This window comes from Paraburkholderia podalyriae, from assembly GCF_014397785.1.
Lineage (GTDB): Bacteria > Pseudomonadota > Gammaproteobacteria > Burkholderiales > Burkholderiaceae > Paraburkholderia > Paraburkholderia podalyriae.
Map to the genome: position 1 here is coordinate 34,114 of NZ_VZQQ01000015.1, position 24,033 is coordinate 58,146.

The following is a 24,033-nucleotide window of genomic DNA, read 5'->3' on the forward strand; positions in this document are numbered from 1 at the left end:
GTTGAGATCCGGTTGGGTGGACGGAAGAAATCAGGAGCGCGCGACAGCGCGGGCGGGTTTAGTTCGACGGCGCGGCGTTGAGCGCGTACGCGTAGCGCGCGGCGGCGGGGCCTGGGTCCGTGCGCGCCGGCGCGGCGGCGAGAGCGGCGACGTCAGGCGCGTCGGGTGTTTCGTCGGCGTCGTGCGTCGCGTCGTCGAGCAGTTCGCGCGCATCGTCGCCGTAGAGTTTTTTCAGCAGCGCCGACGTCAGTGCATTGGAGGGGCCGTCGTAGACCACCTTGCCGCGACGTAGCGCGACGGTGCGCGGGCAGTACTGCATCGCGATGTCGACCTGGTGCAGCGACACCAGCACCGTGATCCGGTGCTCGACGTTCAGCGCCTGAAGCATGCCCATCACGCGGCGCGACGATTCGGGATCGAGCGAGGCGATCGGCTCGTCGGCGAGCACGATTTGCGCACGCTGCACGAGCGCCCGTGCGAGCGCGGCGCGTTGCTGCTGACCGCCCGACAGGTTCGCGGCGCGCTCGCGCGCATGTTCACCGATACCGACCTCGTGCAGCGCGGCCAGCGACAGCGCGCGTTCCGCGTGCGGGAACCGGCCGCTCAGACGCCGCCACCACGGCAGGCGCGCGAGCGCGCCGATCAGCACGTTGGTTTCGACCGACAGCCGGTTCACCAGATTGAACTGCTGGAACACGAAGCCGATGTCGCGGCGAATGCTGCGCACCTCGCGCACGATGCGGCCGTTCTGCTGGATCGGCCGGCCGAGAATCTCGATTCGCGACGGCTGCGCGTCCGACGCGATAAAGCCCGCGATATGCCGCAGCAACGTCGATTTTCCCGAGCCCGACGCGCCGATCAGCGCGACCATTTCACCGGGCGCGACGCGCAGATCGATTTCGTCGAGCGCTTTGCGGCCGTTACCGAACGTCTTGCTCAAACGTTCGATTCGAATAGCTTCACGGATCGCTTCCATCTGTATTCCCTCTTGCATCCGGTCACTGCCGGCAGGTGTGGGCTCATTCTAGGAAGTGACTGTGACGGTTGAGTGAAGGCATCGCAACGTCTAGACGACTACATCTTTATTTGCGACTTGGCAAAAGAAAGTCATTGGGGAGTCACCGCGAAGTCAGTGATGCGAACGGACAGTGACATACGCATGACAGGATTAGCGTGCAAACGTACGACGCGACCACTCGCAGCGATCAGGAACTGTTCACCGGGTTTGCGCTTGACGCCAAGGTGCTTCCCAACCGCCGGCTGACACGGACGGACGCGGCAGCGCTTCTCGCTGACGCTGCGCAAGGCGCGAACGACAAACTGACGGCCCATGAACGCTCCCTCAACGAAGCACTGACCGGCGTCGATCCCAGTCGGCAAACGCGGCTCAATGCCGTTTTTTTGGACGGTGATATTGGAAAAATGCACCTGAAAATGAGATAGGCAGAGCAATTGTGAATATCTGTCAAAACGGTTTTATCTCGAATTAAAGTCCTTGACCGTGTCGCGTTTTAGATGGTTAATTCGTCGGTTGTTTTCTGGAAAATCAGCAGAGGCCAAAATGGGACAACCGAAACAGGATGAAACCGGGGGTAAGGAAGAATGCCTGCTTTGCCGTATCACTTATTCAGTCTACTCAAATTTCCCACCAATGCCGTCCGCAATGGCGCTGAACGCCGAAACCGGCGAATGGTTTCCGTTCGATAGGCTGAAGTCGTATTCAAACGGTTACGCCATGGCCGAAGCCCTGGGTTACGCATGGGCGTGCGATTGTCGCGGACGCAAGGCAACGCCGGCGCTAACGTCGAAGCATCGCACTCACGACGAGCAATACACACTCAAAGATGGTGACGGCCGCGTTATGTGCAATACGTATTACACGGTTCGTCTGCCGTCCGGTTCGCTCGTCCACGGCGTAACGGATGGTTCGGGGCGCACTCAACGCTACAAAACAAACGGCGCTCAATCCATACATATTTATCTTGGTCACAGAGAGGAGGCGCAATGCCTGATGCACTCGGATCGGCAGTAACAAACACGACCCCCAATTCATGCGTAGTTGTCCAATCGAGTAGGCTTTGTAAGCCTTGGGTTGCGTCAAGCCAGATTTCAACCTTCATGGCCGTATGGGAAAGCGGCAGATTGAATGGCGTAACACGAATTTTTCATTCTGATCACTCGCATATAGACGCGCCCGTTTCGGAGGGATTTATTCTGTTGGTCTATCCCGATGATCGTGGAAATCCTACGGTAGGTTGCGGCCATCTCGTCCTGCCGGAAGATAATTTGCGCCTTGGGCAGACAATATCGGTTCAACGTGCCAGAGAGTTTCTGAAGAAGGATTTGAAGCGAACGGAACGAGCCATAAATTCCAAGGTGCATGTGCCGTTGTTTGAATATGAATATGACGCTTTGGTGAGCATTTCTTTCAATGCCGGAGCAGGTCATGCTGCGGATGAATTGACGCGCCGCGTAAATCAAGGAGATTACGAAAATATCCCGGATTACATCAAAAGTTTTCGCTGTGGACCAAGCTTGCGCCACCGCCGGAGGACGGAAGCCAGAATATTTTTTGAAGGTGTATATGATGCATCCCATTAGAAAACTTGCTGTACCACTGGTCATGATTTCGGCATTGCCTTTTCTTGATCCCGTTGCGCTAGGTAAGACAATATACTCGGTGCAGTTTGACTACAAAAAAGCAACGCCGTCATCTGTTTATTTTACTGGTAAATCGCGCGAAGAGATTGACCGCCTTTGCAGGACGGGTGAGCACGCGTCAACTGCCGATATAGCTGCGTGCAGCCAAAGGAATTTCGAACGGATTTCCGCGCAATTGAATTCTACGGTTAAATCGCTGGAAGCCGAGTTCAGGAAAGACGATGTTGATTTGAGGGCTGATAACAACCCTGTCGCATTGCCTTACTTTGAGAAAGGACAGAGCGCGTGGGTCGAATATCGTGACAATCAATGTTATGCTGAGACCTATTCGTTAGGCGAAGCGTCGATGCGTTATATGACGTTTTGGGATTGTATGGCGCGTATAACGAAGGAACGGATAAGTGATCTGAAGAGTGCGGAATATTAAACGGAAGGCAACCGGGCAATAAATAGTGCCCCGCTGCGGCGGGGCCATCCAAAGGCAGGTCACGCACGTGGCCCGCACCACCACGACTGGGCACAGGCGACATCGCCGATGAACTCGATGCCAGCCGGTGAGCACAAAGCCACTAAGCCCCATCCAGCTCAATTCAACATCGTGCAGCGGCGGCAATGGCGGCCTGTCCGCCGCGCCCGACTGGTGAAAAGCCGCAATCTTTGTCATTCACCCGTCCTGTTCCGGTTGGCCGTGATCAATGGTCAGGGCACCGGTAACGGTCTTAGCACTTTCTACGTCACGACTACCGCGCTTTTTCGCGCACTCGCGCATGGCTGTGGCGCGCCCTATGTGCATCACCTAACGCTGCACCCGCGCAACTGTCACAGCAGACGGATATATTAGGGGCGGTGCGGCGCGCCGCGGTTCCGGACTCCGTCCCCCTCCAACGTTCCGATTGACGTTCCATGCCGGCTATAAGCTTCCTACCCGACAGCTTCGAAGAATACGAAGATCTCAAGTCGATACTTGACCAGGGCAGCGCGAGCTTCGAAATCCGCGCTATCTGCGAGACCGAGGTGCGCGGCCGGCGCTTTTCCGTCTACACCGCGAGCATCGGTTCATCCGATTCGCTCGCGCCCGCTATTGGTTTTATCGGCGGCATTCACGGGCTCGAGCGAATCGGCTCGCAACTCGTGCTCGACTATATGCGCGCGCTGCTCGCGCGGCTCGAATGGGACGAATTGCTGGTGCGGCAATTGCAATCCATCAGGATATATTTCTGCCCCATTGTCAATCCCGGCGGCATGTGGGCATCGACGCGCGCCAATCCGCACGGCGTCGATCTGATGCGCAACGCGCCGCAGAACGCCGACGCACGCGTGCCGCTGCTGGCGGGCGGCCAGCGCGTCGGCGCGTGGCTGCCCTGGTATCGCGGCCGCGCGGGCGAGCCGATGGAACCGGAGGCGGCCGCGCTACTGCAGGTGGTCGAAACGCAACTCGCCGCACGGCCGCTGAGCATCGCGCTCGATTGCCATTCCGGCTACGGCTGGAGCGACAGCATCTGGTTTCCGTACGCGCGAACCCGCCGGCACATGCCGCATCTGCCTGAAATGTACGTGTTGAAGAGCATGTTCGAGCACGCGCATCCGCATCACGGCTACACGTTCGAGCCGCAGAGCCACCAGTATCTGCTGCACGGCGATCTGTGGGACTGCGCGTACGACCGCACGCCGGTGCCGAACATCTTCCTGCCGATGACGCTCGAACTCGGCTCGTGGCTGTGGATCAAGAAGAACCCGCGCCAGTTGTTTTCGCGCCAGGGCATGTTCAATCCAGTCATGGAGCATCGCACCGCGCGCGTGCTGCGGCGCCATGCAAACCTGTTCGACTTCCTCGCGCGCGCGGCGTTTTCGGCGCAGCGCTGGCTGCCGCAAGGCAACCGTCGCGAGCAGTTGCTGCAAAGCGCGCTCGATCACTGGTACAGGTCGGATAGCGTATGAGCACGTGGATCCTGTTGCGCGGACTCACGCGCGAAACGCGTCATTGGGGGCGCTTACCGGCTGCGCTGCGCGAAACCTTGGGGCCGATCCCGGGCGATAGCTTGCGCGATGCGACGTCAACCTCGACCTCAACCGCAACCAGCACGACCGGCGTGCGTTTGCTGCTGCTCGATCTGCCTGGCAACGGTGAATACGCGCGGCGGCGCGCGCCCGCGAGCGTCGCGGGCATGGTTGCATTCGTGCGGCAGGCGGCGCTCGAAACCGGCGTGCCGGGCCCGTACAACGTGCTCGCGATGTCGCTCGGCGGCATGGTCGCGACCGACTGGGCACAGCGTCATCCCGGCGAAATCGAACGGCTCGTGTTGATCAATACGAGCATGCGGCCATTCAGCCGAATGCACGAACGGCTGCGTCCATCGTCGTGGCCTGGCCTGTTCGACGTGGCCGCCCATTGGGGCGATGCGGCCGATGCAGAGAGCGGTATCCATCGCCTCACATGCAATAACGTTGACACTTTGGGCGCGGATCTCGCGGCGTGGACCGCGATCCGCCGCAGCGCGCCGGTGAGCCGCGCGAATGCGCTGCGGCAATTGTGGGCGGCCGCGCGCTTTAGCGCGATAGCTGCCGCGCCGCGCTGCGCGCTGCTGATTCTGTCTTCGCGGGCCGACGGGCTCGTCAACCCGGTCTGTTCGGCCAGGCTCGCGGCGGCGTGGGGTGCGCCGCATCGCGAGCATCCTTGGGCGGGTCACGATCTTCCGCACGACGATCCGGCGTGGACCGCTGCGCAGATTCGCGCGTGGCTCACGCGGCGCGCCGAAGATGGAGGTGCGCCGGTGCTCGCGCCCGCGCCAGCACGGGCGCCCGCAAAGCCCGCGCATTGAGCCGCGCACGGCATCGCCGCGCCGCAACGACTCGACGACCTGTCAGGCGGGTATTACCTGACTGCGCGAATCGGCCGTATCGCGCACAGCAGGCGCATAATTCCAAGTCAGACGTTGCCTGCGAATCACGCGATACTCACCATTGCCGCCAGCCAGGGGAGTCGATCATGCAAGCAAAGAACGAAGAAGCCGTCACGCACCTGCTGAACGATGTCGTCGAATTTGCGCGGGGGCGGTTGCCCGAGCCGACCTTCAATATCGTCGAACCCTTCCTGCGTCACTACTACGATTTCGTCGACGCGGGCGATCTGCAAAGCCGCTCGATCGCCGATCTGTACGGCGCGGCGCTCGCTCACTGGCAGACCGCGCAGCGCTTCGTGCCGGGCGAACAGCGGCTGCGGGTCTATAACCCGATCCTCGAACAGCACGGCTGGCATTCCGATCACACGGTGATCGAGATCGTCAACGACGACATGCCGTTCCTCGTCGATTCGGTCTCGATGACGGTCAACCGGCATCGGCTCGCACTGCATTCGGTCGTGCATCCGGTGTTTCGCATCTGGCGCGCGCCGGACGGCAGCATCGCGCGCGTCAGCCAGGGCGCGGAAGATGCCGGCGATACGCGCTCGCATCTAACCTCGTGCATCCATTTCGAGGTCGATCGTTGTGGCGATGCCGCAAAACTCGACGCCTTGCGCGACGACATCGCGCGCATGCTCGGCGACGTGCGCGCGGCGGTCGAAGACTGGCCGAAGATCGTTGAACGCGCGAAGCAGACGATTCAGGACCTGAAGGTGCGCGATACCGGTCCCGAGGGCGTCGAAGCCCGCGCGTTCGTCGAATGGATGGTCGCCGATCATTTCACGTTCCTCGGCCAGCGTGATTACGAACTGGTGCAGCAGGACGGCGGCTACGGCTTGCGGGCGATCGCGGGCTCCGGTCTCGGTATTCTGCGCGATGCGCTGCGGCCCGTCGGCGCGCCGGAAGTCACCACGCTGCCGCCGGCGGCCGCGGAGATCGTCTCCGGGTCGTCGCCGATCTTTCTGACCAAGGCCAATTCGCGTGCCACCGTGCACCGGCCCGGCTATCTCGACTATGTCGGTATCAAGCTGACCGGGGCGGATGGCAAGGTGACGGGCGAACGGCGCTTCATCGGCCTGTATACGTCGACTGCTTATTTCGTCTCGGCCGCGGAGATTCCGATCGTACGGCGTAAATGCGCGAATATCGTGAGACGCGCCGCATTCCTGCCAAAAGGTCATCTGGCGAAATCGCTTGTGACGGTGCTCGAAACCTATCCGCGCGACGAATTGTTCCAGGCCGACGAGGACCAGCTCTACGACACCACGCTCGGCGTGCTGCGCTTGCAGGAGCATCAACGCACTCGGCTGTTCGTGCGGCGCGATCGTTTCGATCGCTTCGTGTCGTGCCTCGTATTCGTGTCGCGCGACAAGTACAACACCGATCTGCGGCAACGCATCGCGAACCTGCTCGCCGATGCGTTCAACGGCGAGAACGTCGAATTCACGCCGCTGCTGTCGGAGTCGACGCTCGCGCGGATTCATTTCGTCGTCCATGCCAAAGCGGGCGGCATGCCGAATGTCGACACGCGCGAGCTCGAAGCGCGCCTCGTGCAGGTCGCGCGACGCTGGCAGGACGATCTGGCCGACGCGTTGCTCGACGCGTACGGTGAAGAGCAAGGCAACCGTTTGTTGCAGCATTACAGCGATTCGTTTCCGGCCGGCTATCGCGACGACTATCCGGCGCGCACGGCGGTGCGCGATATCGAACTGATCGAGCGCGTACAGGGCACCGAGCGGCTCGCGATGAACCTTTACCGGCCGATCGAATCGGGACTGCGCGCGTTCCGCTTCAAGGTGTATCGCGCGGGCTTGCCGATCGCGCTGTCGCGCAGCTTGCCGATGCTCGAACATCTCGGCGTGCGTGTCGACGAAGAGCGGCCCTATCTGATCGAAGCGCCGGGCGCGACGCCCGCGTGGATCCACGACTTCGGCCTCGAACTCGCGGACGATACCGAGTTCGACATCGAGCGGGTGAAAGATCTGTTCGAACAGGCGTTCGAGCAGGTGTGGACCGGCACGATAGAAAGCGACGACTTCAACCGCCTCGTGCTGCGCGCACAGTTGAATGCGCGCGAGGTGACGATTCTGCGTGCGTACGCGAAGTACTTGCGGCAGGTCGGTTCGACCTTCAGCGACGCGTATATCGAACGCGCGGTGACCGGCAACCCGGCGATTGCGCGCATGCTCGTCGCGCTGTTCATTACGCGCTTCGATCCGGCGCTCGGCGACGTGCGCGAGGCCCGCGTGAACAGTTGTCTCCAGTCGATCGACAGCGCGCTCGACCAGGTGCCGAATCTCGACGAAGACCGCATCCTGCGGCAGTTCCTCGGCGTGATCAAGGCGACCAAGCGGACCAATTACTACCGCTATGACGCCACGGGGCAGCCGAAACCCTACCTGTCGTTCAAGTTCGATCCCGCCCAGGTGCCCGGCTTGCCCGAGCCGAAACCGATGTTCGAGATCTGGGTCTACTCGCCACGCGTCGAGGGCGTGCATCTGCGTGGCGGGCGCGTCGCGCGCGGCGGCTTGCGCTGGTCGGATCGGCGCGAGGATTTCCGCACGGAAGTGCTCGGCCTGATGAAGGCGCAGATGGTGAAGAACGTCGTGATCGTGCCCGTCGGCTCGAAGGGCGGCTTCGTCGTCAAGAATCCGCCGCCGCAGAGCGAGCGCGATGCGTGGATGCGCGAGGGCGTCGCATGCTATCAGACGTTCCTGCGCGGACTGCTCGACGTGACCGACAATCTTGCGGGCACCGACGTCGTGCCACCACCTGACGTGGTGCGACAAGATCCCGACGACCCGTATCTGGTCGTGGCCGCCGACAAGGGCACGGCCACCTTCTCCGACTACGCGAACGCGATCTCGCAGGAATACGGCTTCTGGCTCGACGACGCGTTCGCGTCGGGCGGCTCGGTCGGCTACGACCACAAGAAGATGGGCATCACCGCGCGCGGCGCGTGGGAGTCGGTCAAGCGGCACTTCCGCGAAATGGGCGTCGATACGCAGAGCGAGGACTTCACGGTGGTCGGTGTCGGCGACATGTCGGGCGACGTGTTCGGCAACGGCATGCTGTTGTCGCCGCATATCAAGCTGCTCGCCGCGTTCGATCACCGGCATATCTTTCTCGATCCGAATCCCGATCCCGCCGCGAGCATGGCGGAGCGCGCGCGCCTCTTCATGCTCGACCGCTCGAGCTGGGCCGATTACGATCCGTCGCTGATCTCGGCGGGCGGCGGCGTGTTCCCGCGCAGCGCGAAGACGATTCCGCTGTCGACGGCGGTGCAAGCGGTGCTCGGCATCAGCGCCGCGGCGCTCTCGCCGGCCGAGCTGATGCGCGTGATTTTGCAGGCACCCGTCGATCTGCTTTATAACGGCGGCATCGGCACCTACGTGAAGGCGAGCCGCGAAACGAATCAGCAGGCGGGCGATCGCGCGAACGACGCGATCCGCGTGAACGGCGCGGATCTGCGTTGCAAGGTCGTGGCCGAGGGCGGCAATCTCGGCTTGACGCAACTCGGGCGCATCGAGTTCGCGCAGCGCGGCGGCCGCATCAATACCGATGCGATCGATAATTCGGCCGGTGTCGATTGCTCGGATCACGAGGTCAACATCAAGATTTTGCTGGGCCTCGTCGTCACCGACGGCGAGATGACGGAGAAGCAGCGCAATGCGTTGCTAGCCGAGATGACCGATGAAGTCGGTCTGCTCGTGCTGACGGATAACTACTATCAGACGCAGGCTTTGTCGATCGCCGGCCGTTTTGGCGTGGAGCTGCTCGATGCCGAAGCACGCCTGATGCGCTATCTGGAGAAGGCCGGGCGGCTCAATCGCGTGATCGAATTTCTGCCCACCGACGAAGACCTCGCCGAGCGCGCCGCCGCGAAGCAGGGCCTGACGACACCGGAGCGCGCGGTACTGCTCGCGTACAGCAAGATGTGGCTCTATGACGCGCTGCTCGAATCGCCGATGCCGGAAGACCCGCTCGTCAGCGACATGTTGATCGAGTACTTTCCGAAACCTCTGCGGCAGCGTTTCCGCGAACCGATGCAGCGCCATCCGCTACGCCGCGAAATCCTCGCGACGCATCTGACCAACGCGCTCGTGAATCGCGTCGGCTGCGAGTTCGTGCATCGGCTGATGGAGGAGACCGATGCACGGCCAGGCGACATCGTGCGCGCGTGCATCATGGCGCGCGACGTGTTTGATCTCGATCAGATCTGGCGCAGCATCGACGCGCTCGACAACCGCGTCGCCGACGACATGCAGGCGCGCATGTTCGCGGAGGTCGCACGGCTCGTCGAACGTTCGGCGCTGTGGTTCCTGCGGCATCTGCAAACGGGCGCGGCCGGCGACGACGTGACCGGCCTGCTCGCGCGCTGTCGCGATGCCGCGCAGCGTCTCGCGCCGCAATGGCCGGCTCTGTTGCCAGGCGCGGATCTCGAAGCGTTGTCGGAGCGGCAAAGAGTGTTCGTCGATGCGGGTGTCGATAGCGATCTCGCAGTGCGGATCGCGAGCGGCGAGGTGTCCGCCGCGCTACTCGATATCGCCGAAGTCGCGTCGACGTGCGGGCGCAATCTCGAACAGGTCGCGGGCGTCTACTTCGCTCTCGGCACGCTGCTGAACTACGGCTGGATCAGCGAGCGCGCGGCCTCATTGCCGGCGCCGACGCATTGGGACATGCTCGCGCGGGCATCGGCGCTCGCCGAACTCGCCCGGCTCAAGCGCGCGCTGACCACGAGCGCATTGACCGGCGCGACCGATGCATCGACGCCCGATTCGCTCGTGCAAACCTGGCGCGAGAAACGCGCAGCGCAACTCGAGCGCTATACGCGTTTGCTGACCGATCTGCGTGCGACGGGCGGCGCGAGCCTTTCCGTGCTGCTGGTCGTCGTGCGGGAGATGGCGGCGCTCGAGAGGGCGTGAGCCGCGTGAATGCGGTAAAAGACGATCTGGAAATTGGCGGCGCGACGATGAAAGAAGAATCACCGAAAGCCATTTTCTACGCACTCGCCGCCAACCTCGGCATCGCCGTCTGCAAGTTCGCCGCGGCGGCATTCACCGGCTCCGGCTCGATGTTCGCCGAGGCGATTCACTCCACCGCCGACTGCGGCAATCAACTGCTGCTGCTTTTCGGACTGCGCGAAGCGCGCAAGCCGGTGAGCCCTTTGCACCCGATGGGCAGTGGCCGCGAAATCAACTTCTATTCGCTGCTTGTTGCGTTGCTGCTGTTTTTCGTCGGCGGTGCGTTTTCGGTGTATGAGGGCGTGCATCGATTGATTGCGCGCGAGCCGTTGCAGTATGCGTTCGTCGCGTTGGCGGTGCTCGGCGTGTCGGTGGTGCTCGAATCGCTATCGTTGTGGGGTGCGGTCAAGGAGATTCGCAAGACGCATCCGGATAAAAATCTATGGCGCTGGTTTCGCGAGACGCGCGAATCCGATCTGCTGGTCGTGGCCGGTGAAGATGTCGCGGCGCTATTCGGTCTCGCTATCGCCTTCGTAGCGGTGCTATCGACGATGGTGACCGGCGACCCCGTGTATGACGCGCTCGGCTCGGTGGGGGTCGGTCTTCTGCTGATGACGATCGCGTGGCTAATCGCGCGTGAAGTGAAGTCGATGATCGTCGGCGAATCCGCGAGCCCGGAAGTGCGTAGCGCCATCGACGCGCATCTGCGCGCGCGTCCCGAGATTCGCGGCATCATCAACATGATCACGCTGCAGTGGGGGCGCCACGTGGTGGTGGCGGTGCAGGCGGAAATGATCGACTACGCGAGCGGCCGCGCGATGGTCGATGCGATCAATGTCATCGAGGCCGATCTGCAGGCCACGTTTCCTCAGGTGCGCTGGGTATTTTTCGAACCGGATGTGCCGCGCAATTAAAGACGTCTTCCATTCATAACGGGCACGCGTTCACGTCGCCCTGATCGACATCTCCTTGCTTGACAGGCCCGAACCCGGAACCTAGTATTCGTCGGGGCATTGGTCATACGACTTAACATTAGTCAGGCCACTTACCCAAATTCCCGCTCAAGCTCCCATAAAAATCGTGCGTCACATCGGAGATTTCGATGAAAAAAATCAGTCGCGCCTTTTCTTCCGTTGTCGTTACGTGTTCCTGTCTGTTTGCTTTTACCGCTCACGCGCAAACGTTGGCGACCGGCGATAGCCGAACGGTGACGCAGCCAGGTTATCCCACCGTTTGCACCACGCTTACCGCGCAGTTCACGAGTTCGCAACGCGCAGCGCCGCCGACCGCCGACGACACGAGCCGCCTGCAAGCGGCGTTGAACAGCTGCGCGGGCACGGGCGGCAGCGTTGTGCTGGCCTCTTCCGGATCGAACAACGCGTTCTATACCGACAGTCTGACGATCAGCGGCGCCGGCATCGTGGTCAACTTGGGCGTCACGTTGTATGGCAACGATAGCTACTCGAGCAATGCGAACCTGCTGTCGTTCTCGGGCACGAATGCATCGCTGATGGGACCGGGCACCGTCGACGGCCGTGGCGATATCATCAGCGGCACACCGCGGCTCGTGCAGGCGAGTAATATCACGAACTTCATCGTCTATAACGTGACGCTGTCTCAGGCGGCTCATCCGAACCTCTACGTCGAAGGCGGCAGCGGCTTCACCGCATGGAACGTGTCGATTCGCACGCCGGCCACGCGTAAGAACGCCGACGGTATCGACATCGACAGCCTGACCAATGCGACGGTGACCAACTCGGATATCGAAGCCGGCGACGATGGCGTTGCGGTCAAGACGAACTCGGGCAACATCTCGAATGTCACCGTTTCGAATACCAGGCTGCATGGCACGCATGGTTTGTCGGTCGGCAGCATCGCGAAGAACACGGTGTCGAACATCCTGTTCGAGAACAACTATGTGTACGGCAACGATCTGAACGGCACGGCCTCGACCGACGCGAACGCGATCAACGTGAAGGCCGATCCATGTTCGCTGACGGTGCAGCAGGTCAGCTACGTCAATACCTGCATCACTAACGCGAAGCATCTGATCGTGATGGATACGAACTACAGCAGTTGCAGTGGCAGCGGCAGCCCGACGTTGTCGAACATCATCGTTAATGGTGCGTACTCGACGGCGTCTGTGTCCGGTGCCGATACGAAGATCGATGGGCGCAGTTCGAGCTATCCGGTGCGAGCTTATCTGGCCAATGTCAGCCTCGATGCGACCGCGCAAAGCGGCGACCAGTACGCGAGCGTTGGTCTGTATAACTCCAACATCACGCCGTCCGGCACTGGCGTCACCACGTCGAATTTCACGCTGAGCGGCAGCATACCGAGCTGCTCGTTCTGACGGCGGCGCAGTGTAGCGGCTAGCGGTGCGGAGAGGCGCATCATCATCGGCCTTTCCGTATCGTTCTATCAAGCGATCGTCGTCAAGGATCAGCATGCCGGGAAAATGGCTGGGACCTCTTTGCGTGATCTGCGCGGCGGCGCTGGGCCTGTCGACCGGCGTGCTGTACTTGCGGCACACGGCGCCAGCAGCGCAGGCTGCGACGAGCGTCGTCGCGGATAGCGAAAGCAACGCGGCCGCGGCAGCCCCGGTGCACGGACCCGCGGCCGACACCGACGACTCGTTGCGCATCTGGCCCGGCGATTCGAGCCTCGCCAATGGACTGGCGATGACGGACAGTCATCATCTGATCATCAACGACACGTTGCGCGAGCTGATCGACTTCTTTCTTCTCGAACAGGCGGACGACGACCGCGCGGATCAACTGAAGCTGTATCTGAGAACCCGGCTCCGTTCTCCGGCTTCGGAGGAAGCGGTGCAGATAGTCGAGCATTACGTGGCCTATATGAAAGCGCACGACGAAATGCTCGCCGCACAGAACCTGAATGCGCAGAGCCTGAATGCATCGAACGTCGACATTAACCGGATCTCGACGTGGCGTCAGCAGCGTGACCAGTTGCGGCAACGGATGCTAGGCGGCCAGGTCGAGCAGGTCTGGTATCAGAACGACGATTCGCAATTGACGCAGGCAATCGACGAATGGCGGCAACGCGCGGCTGATCAGGAAGGGGTAGCCGCGTCCGCGCAGCAACCGCGTTATCCGGTTCCACATTGGCAAAACAGCCGCGACGAAGAACTGCACATCCAATACCTGCTTGGGCTATTGCAAAAAGCGGTGACGAGTTTCAGCGAACGGAGCCACGAAGGACAGCATTGGGCCGAGCGGTATTCGAGCTATCAGAACGACGCTCAAAAGATTACTCACGATGCGAGTCTCGACGCCGCGCAGCGCGACGCGCAGCTTCAGGCGTTGCGGGTCAAGCTATTTCCGACGCAAGGCGAACAGCAGCGCGCGCATGAACTGGGACCGTGAGTGTGGCGGGTAAAAGCAGGCGGGAGGAGGTGAAACGACATGCGAGAAGAGCGGGGGTGAAGGTCACGCACCTCAGCGGGTCTTCGAGCCGAAGCGCATACCGGGTTTCGACTTTGTTAGCCGTTGCGTCCCTGCTCTAAACTCCAGGCGGAAGATCCTTACGGCATTCTTCGAGTAACCAACTGCGAAAGCTCGCAATATCGTCTTCCTGCGAGTGGGACGCGCGCACGTAAAGATAGGTAGACCGCTCCACACTCACAAACCCCACGGGTGCAATGAGCCGGCCATCGGCGAGATCGCGCCGGACCAATAACTCCGGAGCGATCGCGAGTCCCACCCCGCTTCTTGCCGCTTCGATGGTCAGTGACAAGCTGTCTAATACCTGAGCGCAACACGAATCGACCCCCACTCCGACAGTTCGGCTCCACTCGCTCCATGCATTCATGCGTGACCTTGCGTGCAGCAGGCGCATCCCGCCGATGTCGCGCGGCGACCTGGGCACGTTCGGCCAGTTGGGCGCGCAGACCGGCCCTATCATATCGGTCGTCAGGCAGGTCGCCGTGATGGCCGACGACGGAAATCGATCGGTGACTATCAAGGCATCGACTTCCCGCCTCAGCAATGCTGCAACATCGCCTCGCGCCTGAAAATTCACTATGACCTCCGGCACGCGTCTTGAGAACTCCTCAATTCTGGGAAGAAGCCAGTGAGCGAGAAAGCTGACGGAACAGCCAACCGTGAGCTTGCGCTCTGGCCTCTGATCACGAATACCAACGCATTCGTCTTCGAGCAGCGCAAGTGCGGCCGAGCATGCACTCTTCAGTCGCTCGCCGTCTTTGGTCAGTCGAACTCCACCGCTATGGCGAACGAAAATATCCTTTCCAAACCAGGTTTCGAGCGCACGGATCTGATGACTGATCGCACTATGCGTTATGCATAAATCACTTGCCGCTTGAGTGAAGCTCTCGTAATTGGCTACGGCTTCGAAGCTTTGAAGGGCCCTGAGAGGAGGCAAGATGCGCATGATTAAGGGTAGAAATAAATTCACACCGATTGTGCAACTATTTCGCTACTCCGTCCAGTTGCCAGTCGATAGACTGTCGATCTGAGTCGTTACGAAGTCCTATCTTTCTCACAAATAAGCAAGTCCATGCATGCAATCATCTTGCGAGAGCTTGAGAGTATCGAACAGCTTTCGGATCGCGTCGGCACCGCGGTAAGCATATTCGGCAGCGCGCGCATCAAACCTGGCCACGAAATATTCAGACTCACTCATCAAATTGCTTCCGGATTGTCGAGTGAGGGCTATACCGTAATTTCAGGTGGAGGCCCCGGCATTATGCGGGCTGCCAACGAAGGTGCGCGTACGGGAAAAACATGCACTATCGGATTCAATGTCGTGCTTCCTTTCGAGTCGGCCGATTTTCAGTTTCAAGATATCTCCCTTGTATTCGAAAATTTCTTCACTCGAAAAATCGCCTTCTGCAAGCATTCTCGCGCATTTATTGCGATGCCGGGTGGGATGGGCACACTCGATGAGCTATTTGAAATTTTGACACTAAAGCAAACAAGGAAACTTAAGCCCGTGCCAGTCGTGTTGGTCGGTTCGCAATTCTGGGGAGGACTTATCGATTGGATGAGAACAAATCTGGAATCGGCTGGCCTGATCAGCGCAGGGGAACTCGATGAAATCAGGATTTTTGACGATGTGGACAGCGTCGTCAATTACTTGAAACTACGTGTCCCGATTCCGGATACGTCAATCACACCACTCAGTCTCGTCCGGACCGGTCACGCGACAGTCTGAGGGCAATCGTATCAACGTCTCACCGCACTTTAAAAGGAAGGAACGCGATGCGTAATACGTTTTCAACACAACTGGTTATGTTTACAGGCGGACGGGATAGCACTCTCGCAGCTTGTCACCTGATGTTGCAGGGTATCCCCGTGCGACTCTACTCCGCGAATAGTGGCTGCTCACTGCATCGCGGCATACTTGCCCACCGCGTCGATGAACTGCGGCGTCGCTTTGGGGATCTGGTGGTTGATCACACTGTGGAAGACATCAGCGGAGCGTTTCGCGCCATTGCCATCGAGAACATCGAGTCAGACATTATCAAATACCAAAAGAATCTTGTTCTGCTCGGTGAAAAGCTGGCTATTCACGCCCATATTGCGGATTTTTGCCGCCGAAACGGCGTTGAGATCATCAATGACGGGATCACCAACTATCAAAACGAATTTCCTGAGCAGCGCCTCGTTGCGAAGGAATTTTTCGTCGACATGATGAAGAAGTTCGGCATCGTATACCGATCACCGATTTATAAGTTCGCCCAGTCAGCGGACGACGTAAAGTACAAGCTACTGCAGCTGGGAATATCAACCAAATCACTTGAGGGCATCAGCATCTTCGGCGATAGCTTCACTACGCCGTCGGACGAAGTCATTCTTGCCTATCTTCAGGAGAAGTTGCCGCTGGCTCTGAACATCGTTGACTTTTTGTCAGGCGGTGAACTGCGGTCTTTCCAGCCGGAACTTCTTGAGCAAGTGGCATAACATGTCGCTCGCCGGCAATGACTGCATCAAGGCGGCGTAGCCAATTGTCGGCAAAGCTATCCTATCGTTCGAAAGCCCAATATGAATAGCGCCAAAATCGTCAAATGCGCCGCGGCTATCATTCGCGAGAAGTCGCTGCTCCTGACTCGAAAGCAGGGAACGGATACCTTCATCTCTCCTGGCGGAAAACCACTGTCCGGCGAATCCTGTTTGGACTGCCTTTGTCGTGAAATTCGCGAAGAGCTCAATATCGAAGTCAGCAAGCAAAGCTATCTCGGCCAATTCAGCGGCACTTCGACATTTGAAGACTTGCCGATCGAAATGAACGTATATCTGGTTGAGATCGAAGGGGAACCGCGAGCCGGAATGGAAATCGATGAGTTGATGTGGTATCGCAGCGACAATGCAAGGCAGGATTTAAAGATTGGCTCTATCTTCCGCGATTCGATCATTCCTCTACTGACAAGTAAAAGGCTGATCGTCTGACTCTCTGTCAAAGACGCACTGCCACAAGCAAAGCACCCGCTTCCTGGACTCAGATATGGACAGCGCCTCAATCGCACCAATTCTTCATCCTGATCCGACCGTAAATGTGTTCCGTCACACAAAGCAGCTTCGAGACGAATTGCGCGTCCACCTGGCGGAAATCTATCACTTGCAGGCGTTCTCCGTACACCTTGTGCCTTCCGTCCGCTACGGCCTACTGGCACTCAAGCAATGGATCGAGTTGACTGGGAGACGAGTCGGTCTGCGAGCTGGCTCGCACTACGCGCCTATAGCACAGTTGTTCCGCGAGCCGATATCCTGGAAGCATAACGCGTGCGACGCCTGGATCACAACGCACGTAGTACCGTACGTTGGCACAGTGTCCCGATTGGATCGGTCAGGGTCGCCGCTGGAGATCGTAGATGCCTCGCATAGCTTTGCGACCAACCTGCACGCAGTTTTGCTTGAAACCGCCAATGTGTTTGTCGCCCCCTTGCACAAGCATGCGGGGCTCACGGTCGGTCTCGCCTTGATCGCCGTCCGCCGCGATCTCGCGATGATACCGGAACATGACTTGCTGGACGAACTCGAGGGGGCCACGGCTTCGCAAGCCCCCTTGATCGAAGCTCTGAACAATCTGGAACGCTCAGGCGCATGCTCGTTCAATAAGGCGACGCCTGGAAATGTGCAAGCGAGGCTTGTCGATGTTTCAATTGTCTGTGTTTCCGACCTCGACTTTCCGCTGCCGTTCGCGTGTTTTCGCCATCGGGCCTTTTCGCGTCTGAGCAAAGCCGCACTGCACGAAGCAGGGGCGACTTACTTCGCGGAATTCGATGTACTCAGGATCGCAAAATGGGCGCGCGGAACCATTGACGACGATCCTGTCGAGTTTACCGCCGACATCCATGCCACTCTCGTTCGACTCACCCGACAATGAAGTCAAGCAAACTATATGGAACCAGCCTCGGAATCGCTGGTGGCGTGCTGCTTAGCACCGACGCGCTCCTCATCAGGCTCATGCACCTCGAAGACGCGTGGGAGATCGTTGTCATGCGCGGCCTCCTGATGTGGACCGCCTTCGTGATGATCTACTACCTGGTGCCGCGTTGGCGGCCTTGGATCGGCAAACCGTGGGTGACACGCCAGAATGTATGGCCGACCTTCTTCTTTGCGATTGCGTCAACGACATTCGTCAATGCGATTGCGCACGGGGAAGTCGCGTCCGTACTCGTGATCATCTCATCGACGCCGTTCCTTTCCGCGCTTCTTGGTCGCGCCTTCTTTTCGGAACCTATCGATCGTGCGATGTTGGCCACCGCGACACTTGCCATGAGCGGGGTCGCGTTGGTGATCGACGTCGGGCCAAGAGGCGGCGCATTCGCTGCAAATTGCTTTGCTCTTGCCACTGCGGTGTCAATGGCACTAGCATTCCTGTGTTCATCTCGTGTGGAAGGCGGTAGTGTTGGTCTACCTTCGCTTGGCGCGCTTGTCGCATCGTTGCTGGTGATCGTCAGTCAGCCTGCGCTCGCAAGCAAAATTCCGGTTTTGCTGATTTCCGAGCGCGCAATCTGGATGTTGTTCGAGGGCGCATTCGTCATGCCGTTATCGCTCGGCTTGCTCACGCTCAGCGCGCGCTTCATTCCACCAGCCAATACGGAGCTGTTCTTGCTCCTCGAAACGGCACTCGCGCCGCTATGGATCTGGATTGCATTCAACGAAAGACCCGCCCTTCAAGTCGTCGCGGGCGGTGCCGTGACAGTGAGCGCGGTGTTGATTCATGTCGTGCAGGTGAGGCAGCGCTCGTATCTGCGTGTGGCAGGCGATTGCTAGGCTTCGTTCACATTCGCTGAAGTGTTAGCCTGCTTACCGGGCTGCATCTGGCAGTGGATGCAGTCCGCAGGCCGTTATCACTGATCGTGACGGAAGGTCACGTCCACGATATCTCGTTTGCGAAGGAGCTTGTTGGCGCTCCGCGACAAGCCTGTCATTTGCCTATTTGAACCCCGTCACCGCATGCGGCACATACAGTTCTTCGAGCCGGTGAATTTCTTCATCACTGAGCTTTAAGGAAAGCGCCGCGACCGCGTCGTCGAGATGATGCAGTTTGGTAGCGCCGACAATCGGCGCGGTAATCGGCTTCTTCTGCAGCACCCATGCCAGCGCGACCTGCGCGCGCGGCACGCCGCGCTCCTTCGCGATGTCGCTGACCCGCTCGACGACGCGCCGATCCGCTTCCTGCGTGTGCGCGTACAGCGTGCGGCCGAATTCGTCGGTTTCCGAGCGCGCGCTCTCGGTGTCCCAGTCGCGCGTCAAACGTCCGCGTGCAAGCGGACTCCACGGAATTACGCCGATGCCCTCGCTTTCGCACAGCGGCAGCATTTCGCGCTCTTCTTCGCGGTACAGCAGATTCACGTAGTTCTGCATCGTCACGAAGCGCGTCCAGCCATTGCGCTCGGCCACTTGCAGCGCCTTGGCAAACTGCCATGCGTACATCGACGACGCGCCGAGATAGCGCGCCTTGCCGGCTTTCACGACATCGTGCAGCGCTTCCATCGTTTCCTCGATCGGCGTGCCGTAGTCCCAGCGGTGGATCTGATACAGGTCGACATAGTCGGTGCCGAGACGTCGCAGGCTATGATCGATCTCCGCCATGATCGCCTTGCGCGACAGACCTGCGCCGTTCGGCCCCGCATGCATGCGGCTATTCACCTTGGTGGCGAGCACGATCTCGTCGCGCTTCGCAAAGTCCTTCAGCGCACGGCCGACGATTTCCTCGCTGGTGCCGTCCGAATAGACGTTGGCGGTGTCGAAGAAGTTGATGCCGTGATCGAGTGCCTGCTTGATGAAAGGCCGTGCGGCTTCGTCGTCGAGCGACCACGGGTGCGTGCCGCGCGACGGCACGCCATAACTCATACAGCCAAGACAAAGACGCGATACATCGAGGCCGGTACGGCCGAGTTTCACATAGTCCATCGTCGTGCTCCGGTAGTGAAGCGCACAAACCCGCTGCGAGGAAAAGATTTTCGATTATAGGGAAACGACGCCAAGCGCGTCGTCACGGGCCGCACCCGCTTTCGATCGCTCCAATGACAATGCGCCCGCGAAGCCACTTCGCGGGCGCATGACGGCGAATGCCGTGAACGACTGCTAACGCTCAATGCTGCACCGGACGATACGGTGTCCACACGGGCGTGTCCGTACTCCAGTGATCGAGTTCCGATGGTGTCATGATGTGCTCCTTCTCTCAACTCGTTACCGGCCGTTCGCAACCCGTGTCACTTCGCCGTTCGTCCCTTCCTGCAACGCGATGCGCGCGGCTTGCGTCTGGCCGATCAGGCCTTTGTCCGGATACGAGGTGCGGTTCAGTGAGGGTAGCGAGCCGTCGCGATACGCGGCGACCAGTTCCGCCTTGACCTCGGCGCGTGTCTTCGCGCTTGCAGTCGGCGCCGGTTGCGTGTCATACGTTCCCGCGCGGCCGATACCGCCGCCGCCTTGCGCCAATGCCGGGGCACTGACGAGCAGTGAAAGAACGAGGCCAGCCAACAGATTGCGCTTCATGATTCACTCCTGTCGATTCATTGGCAGCGCGGTGGCGCTGCGACAGGATGAAATGTAGACGTCGACGTAGTGCGGATAAATCGCGGTTTTGCGAAATGAATTGTCGCGATTCAGGAACAATCGCGGGAAGGGCTGCAGCAGAGGTGCGATTGCACAGTTGCCGCGGCATTGGCGCCGCGGCTGGAATTCACTGTTTCACTTACCGGACTTCATGCGAGCCATTCGGTCATCACCGGCGTGTCGAGTGCCGGCGCGGACTCGCGCTGCTCGAACGTGCGCTTGGTGCAGGTGGCGTCGAGACTGCCGCGTCCGCTCAGCAATGGGCAACGATCAAACAGCTCCGCGATCCAGTCTACGAAAACACGGACTTTTGGCGACAGATGACGACTGTGCGGATAGACTGCCGAAATCGGCATCGGCAAGGGTTTCCATTCCGGAAGTACTTCGACGAGCTGACCCGAGCGCAGATGCGGCAGCACCATGAAGAGCGCCGGCTGAATCAGGCCGAAGCCTTCGAGTCCGCAGGTCACGTAGGCATCCGCGTCGTTGACCGACACGATGCTCTTCATCTTCACTTCCACTTCGTCGCCGTTCACCAGGAACGCCCAATCGAGCGTGCGTCCCGTGCGGCTCGAGAAGTAGTTGACGGCTTTGTGATTGTCGAGATCTTCGAGCGAAGCGGGCACGCCCGCACGCTTGATGTAGTCGGGCGACGCGCAGGTCACGCCCTCGAACAGACCGATGCGGCGCGCGACCAGCGACGAATCCTGCAGCGCGCCGACCCGCACCACGCAATCGACGCCCTCCTGCAACAGATCGACGGGCCGGTCGGTCAGGCCCAGTTGCAGATCGATGTCCGGATAGCGCGTGTGGAATTCGCACAGCGACGGAATCACGAGCAGGCGGCCAATCGAACCCGGCATGTCGATGCGTAGCTTGCCGTGCGGCTTCTTGTTGCCGCTCTGGAAACTCGCCTCGGTCTCTTCGACGTCCGCGAGGATGCGCACGCAGCGCTCGTAGTACGCGGCGCCATCGGGCGTTAGCGACAGACGCCGGGTGGTCCGGTGCATCAGCCGCGTGCCGAGAAACGCTTCGAGGTTCTGAATGATCGTAGTAACCGATGCACGCGGCAGATCGAGCGTTTCCGCTGCGCGGGTAAAGCTGTTGGTGTCGACGACACGCGTGAACACTTGCATGGCCTGAAGCCGGTCCATTGCAAACCTCCAGAAGGGGCAGGTGCGCAGGCGGGAATGGAGTCCGCGAAAACAATCGCAACGGGATTGTTCAAAGGCACCGAATTGTGTTGCCGGATTATAGGCATTTATTTGCGAGTCTGCCGAAGCCACAATTCGCACCATTGAAGTTCTATGCGCATTTGCGCGGCTCGACATGGATGCATTTAAATCGCCGCACCCGCCTTTTTCCACCGGCGTTGCCGCCGAAGACACAGGCGCTGAGGCCAATGACGCAACGCTTGAAGTCACCGACGTGGGTATCGATGGGCACGCTCAGCCCATTACGTTGCGCCTGTATCGGCTGACGAAAAAAACCGCATTGCCGGTGCTGCTTTATTTTCATGGCGGCGGTTTTACGAAGGGTTCGATCGAGTGCGCGGACTTCGCCGCGCGATATTTCGCGGAACACTTACCGGCGCTCGTGGTGTCGGTCGGCTATTCGCTCGCGCCGCGGTTTCCGTTTCCAGCCGCGCCGGAAGACGCGCATCGCGCGGCGCTGTGGGTGCAAACGCGGGCGCGCGCGTTTGGTGGGAATAGCAGAAAGATCGGCGTGGCGGGCCACGACGCGGGCGGCCAACTCGCCAATTGTCTCGCGTTCATCGCGCGGGATCGTGGCGACGTGCAGATCAGCGCGCAGGCGCTGTTCGGCCCGATGCTCGATCCGAGCCTGACGCGGCTCGGCGACGAGCGGCGGCTCGGTTCGGACATCACCGCGCGCGAGTGCGCCGCGTGTTATCGCGCGTATCTGCCGCAAGCGTCGCAGCGCATGCATCCGTACGCGGCGCCGCTCGAATCGTCGCGGCTCGCCGGCTTGCCGGCCACGCTGATCGCGACCGCGCAGAACGACGTGCTGCACGTCGAAGCCGAGAAGTATGCAAGCAATCTGATCGACGCGGGCGTGCAGACACAGGTGGTGCGCTTTCCGAGCGTGTCGCACGCGGCGCTCGCCGATCATCCGCCCGCTTTGCAGGAAGCGGTGCGCTTTTTCCAGTGGCGCTTCGACGCGCGCGCTCATCGATAAACAGAAATTCAATCAACGATACCGGGAGCTACACATGACTATCCTTCCTCTTTCCCGCCGCCGCGTGGCATTAGCCGCCGTGGTCGTCGTCGTGCTTGCCGGGCTTGGCACGTTCGGCGCGATTCGTGTCGATGCGAGCTCGCCGGCCGCGCCGACCATCGTGCCGGAAGTGGACGTGGCGACCGTCGTGCAGAAGACGATCACCGACTGGCAGTCCTATTCGGGCCGTCTCGAAGCCGTCCAGAAAGTGGACGTGCGTTCGCAGGTGCCGGGCACGATCGTGTCGGTCAACTTCAAGGACGGCGCGCTCGTGAAGCAGGGCGACACGCTGTTCGTGATCGATCCGCGTCCGTACGCGGCCGAAGTCGATCGCGCGGAAGCGCAGCTCGCGGCCGCGCAGGCACGCACCGGCTACACGCAAAGCGACTGGGAACGCGCGCAACGGCTGATCGTCGACAACGCGATCGCCAAACGCGACTACGACGAGAAGCAGAACGCCGCGCGCGAGGCGAGCGCGAACCTGAAGGCCGCGCAAGCCGCGCTGGAAACCGCGCGCATCAATCTCGGCTACACGAAGATCGTCGCGCCGGTGTCGGGCCGCGTGTCGCGCGCGGAGATCACGGTCGGCAACGTCGTGTCGGCTGGCGCGAGTGCAACGCCGCTGACGACACTGGTATCGGTGTCGCCGATCTACGCGTCGTTCGACGCGGACGAGCAGACGTACCTGCAATACCTGAGCCGCGCGAAGGACGGCGCCAAGGTGCCGGTCGAACTCGGTCTCGCCGATGAATCCGGCTACTCGCGCAGCGGCACGATCGAGTCGGTCGACAACCGGCTCGACACGTCGTCGGGCACGATTCGCGTGCGCGCGAAGTTCGACAACGCGGACGGTGCACTGATTCCGGGCCTCTACGCGCGCGTCAAGGTGGGCGGCAGCTCACCGCATCCGGCGCTATTGATCGACGACGCCGCGGTCGGCACCGACCAGGACAAGAAGTTCGTGCTGGTCGTCGATCAGGGCAACCACGTCGTTTATCGCGGGATCACGACGGGTTCGATGCAAGGCAGTCTGCGCGTCGTCAAGGACGGCTTGAAGCCGGGCGACCGCATCGTCGTCAACGGCGTCCAGCGCGTGCGTCCCGGCGACGCGGTGCGCGCGCACATGGTGCCGATGACGACCGACGACGACCCGAACAGCGCACCGCTCGCGCAATCGCGTGCCAAGGCGGACGCCGGCGCGAAGGGCAATTCGTGAGCCGCATGTTC

The 24,033-nt window shown here is 60.5% G+C and carries 22 protein-coding genes; 17 read left to right on the plus strand and 5 right to left on the minus strand.

The window, feature by feature from the left end:
• Positions 1–58 precede the first annotated feature (58 nt).
• Positions 59–976: a phosphonate ABC transporter ATP-binding protein gene (gene phnC, locus F6X42_RS19090; protein ID WP_187635715.1), complete on the minus strand. Its 918-nt coding sequence runs from the start codon at positions 974–976 to the stop codon at positions 59–61.
• A gap of 197 nt (positions 977–1,173) precedes the next feature.
• On the opposite strand from phnC, the gene F6X42_RS19095 reads away from it, so the two are divergent.
• The 10 genes from F6X42_RS19095 (at position 1,174) to F6X42_RS19140 (ending at position 13,911) form a co-directional block, all read left to right on the plus strand.
• On the plus strand, positions 1,174–1,443 hold the full coding sequence (locus F6X42_RS19095) for a hypothetical protein (RefSeq protein ID WP_187635716.1): 270 nt from the start codon (positions 1,174–1,176) through the stop codon (positions 1,441–1,443).
• A gap of 118 nt (positions 1,444–1,561) precedes the next feature.
• Positions 1,562–2,032 (plus strand): hypothetical protein, encoded by a 471-nt coding sequence (locus F6X42_RS19100; RefSeq protein ID WP_187635841.1) that lies wholly within the window; start codon positions 1,562–1,564, stop codon positions 2,030–2,032.
• Positions 2,005–2,601 (plus strand): lysozyme, encoded by a 597-nt coding sequence (locus F6X42_RS19105; protein ID WP_187635717.1) that lies wholly within the window; start codon positions 2,005–2,007, stop codon positions 2,599–2,601. Before F6X42_RS19100 ends, F6X42_RS19105 begins: the two co-directional genes overlap by 28 nt.
• Positions 2,585–3,088, plus strand: coding sequence for a lysozyme inhibitor LprI family protein (locus F6X42_RS19110; protein ID WP_187635718.1), 504 nt, complete (start codon positions 2,585–2,587; stop codon positions 3,086–3,088). The genes F6X42_RS19105 and F6X42_RS19110 overlap by 17 nt, the downstream gene beginning before the upstream one ends.
• Positions 3,089–3,564: 476 nt before the next feature.
• Positions 3,565–4,599 carry a M14 family zinc carboxypeptidase gene (locus F6X42_RS19115; RefSeq protein ID WP_187635719.1) on the plus strand — a complete coding sequence of 345 codons (1,035 nt, stop codon included), beginning with the start codon at positions 3,565–3,567 and terminating at the stop codon, positions 4,597–4,599.
• The gene (locus tag F6X42_RS19120; protein ID WP_187635720.1) at positions 4,596–5,480 is read left to right on the plus strand and encodes an alpha/beta fold hydrolase; all 885 of its coding nucleotides are present in this window, start codon (positions 4,596–4,598) and stop codon (positions 5,478–5,480) included. Before F6X42_RS19115 ends, F6X42_RS19120 begins: the two co-directional genes overlap by 4 nt.
• Positions 5,481–5,647: 167 nt before the next feature.
• The gene (locus tag F6X42_RS19125; protein WP_187635721.1) at positions 5,648–10,486 is read left to right on the plus strand and encodes an NAD-glutamate dehydrogenase; all 4,839 of its coding nucleotides are present in this window, start codon (positions 5,648–5,650) and stop codon (positions 10,484–10,486) included.
• Between the two features lie 47 nt (positions 10,487–10,533).
• Positions 10,534–11,439: a cation diffusion facilitator family transporter gene (locus F6X42_RS19130; RefSeq protein WP_187635842.1), complete on the plus strand. Its 906-nt coding sequence runs from the start codon at positions 10,534–10,536 to the stop codon at positions 11,437–11,439.
• 188 nt (positions 11,440–11,627) lie between these two features.
• Positions 11,628–12,878: a glycosyl hydrolase family 28 protein gene (locus tag F6X42_RS19135; protein WP_187635722.1), complete on the plus strand. Its 1,251-nt coding sequence runs from the start codon at positions 11,628–11,630 to the stop codon at positions 12,876–12,878.
• Between the two features lie 94 nt (positions 12,879–12,972).
• The gene (locus F6X42_RS19140; RefSeq protein ID WP_187635723.1) at positions 12,973–13,911 is read left to right on the plus strand and encodes a hypothetical protein; all 939 of its coding nucleotides are present in this window, start codon (positions 12,973–12,975) and stop codon (positions 13,909–13,911) included.
• A gap of 136 nt (positions 13,912–14,047) precedes the next feature.
• On the opposite strand, the gene F6X42_RS19145 is transcribed toward F6X42_RS19140, so the two are convergent.
• Entirely contained in the window at positions 14,048–14,959 is a 912-nt protein-coding gene (locus tag F6X42_RS19145) for a LysR substrate-binding domain-containing protein (RefSeq protein ID WP_187635724.1), read from the minus strand.
• A gap of 102 nt (positions 14,960–15,061) precedes the next feature.
• On the opposite strand from F6X42_RS19145, the gene F6X42_RS19150 reads away from it, so the two are divergent.
• From F6X42_RS19150 to F6X42_RS19170, 5 genes are all read left to right on the plus strand, one after another.
• On the plus strand, positions 15,062–15,718 hold the full coding sequence (locus tag F6X42_RS19150; RefSeq protein WP_187635725.1) for an LOG family protein: 657 nt from the start codon (positions 15,062–15,064) through the stop codon (positions 15,716–15,718).
• A 47-nt stretch (positions 15,719–15,765) separates the two neighbouring features.
• Complete coding sequence (locus F6X42_RS19155; protein WP_187635726.1) at positions 15,766–16,467, plus strand: hypothetical protein; 702 nt, start codon at positions 15,766–15,768, stop codon at positions 16,465–16,467.
• Positions 16,468–16,548: 81 nt separating this feature from the next.
• On the plus strand, positions 16,549–16,953 hold the full coding sequence (locus F6X42_RS19160; RefSeq protein WP_187635727.1) for an NUDIX hydrolase: 405 nt from the start codon (positions 16,549–16,551) through the stop codon (positions 16,951–16,953).
• Between the two features lie 55 nt (positions 16,954–17,008).
• Positions 17,009–17,890, plus strand: a complete 882-nt coding sequence (locus F6X42_RS19165; protein ID WP_187635728.1) for a DUF6024 family protein — start codon at positions 17,009–17,011, stop codon at positions 17,888–17,890.
• A 293-nt stretch (positions 17,891–18,183) separates the two neighbouring features.
• Entirely contained in the window at positions 18,184–18,783 is a 600-nt protein-coding gene (locus F6X42_RS19170; protein WP_222945642.1) for a DMT family transporter, read from the plus strand.
• Positions 18,784–18,945: 162 nt separating this feature from the next.
• Here the strand turns inward: F6X42_RS19170 and F6X42_RS19180 are convergent, their stop codons facing one another.
• From F6X42_RS19180 to F6X42_RS19190, 3 genes are all read right to left on the minus strand, one after another.
• The gene (locus tag F6X42_RS19180) at positions 18,946–19,926 is read right to left on the minus strand and encodes an aldo/keto reductase (RefSeq protein ID WP_187635730.1); all 981 of its coding nucleotides are present in this window, start codon (positions 19,924–19,926) and stop codon (positions 18,946–18,948) included.
• A 279-nt stretch (positions 19,927–20,205) separates the two neighbouring features.
• Positions 20,206–20,511 carry a DUF4148 domain-containing protein gene (locus F6X42_RS19185; protein ID WP_187635731.1) on the minus strand — a complete coding sequence of 102 codons (306 nt, stop codon included), beginning with the start codon at positions 20,509–20,511 and terminating at the stop codon, positions 20,206–20,208.
• A gap of 209 nt (positions 20,512–20,720) precedes the next feature.
• Positions 20,721–21,725 (minus strand): LysR family transcriptional regulator, encoded by a 1,005-nt coding sequence (locus tag F6X42_RS19190; protein WP_187635732.1) that lies wholly within the window; start codon positions 21,723–21,725, stop codon positions 20,721–20,723.
• Positions 21,726–21,900: 175 nt separating this feature from the next.
• Between F6X42_RS19190 and F6X42_RS19195 the strand changes: the two genes are divergently transcribed.
• Positions 21,901–22,767, plus strand: a complete 867-nt coding sequence (locus F6X42_RS19195; RefSeq protein WP_187635733.1) for an alpha/beta hydrolase — start codon at positions 21,901–21,903, stop codon at positions 22,765–22,767.
• 34 nt (positions 22,768–22,801) lie between these two features.
• Positions 22,802–24,022, plus strand: coding sequence for an efflux RND transporter periplasmic adaptor subunit (locus F6X42_RS19200; protein WP_187635734.1), 1,221 nt, complete (start codon positions 22,802–22,804; stop codon positions 24,020–24,022).
• Positions 24,023–24,033 lie beyond the last annotated feature (11 nt).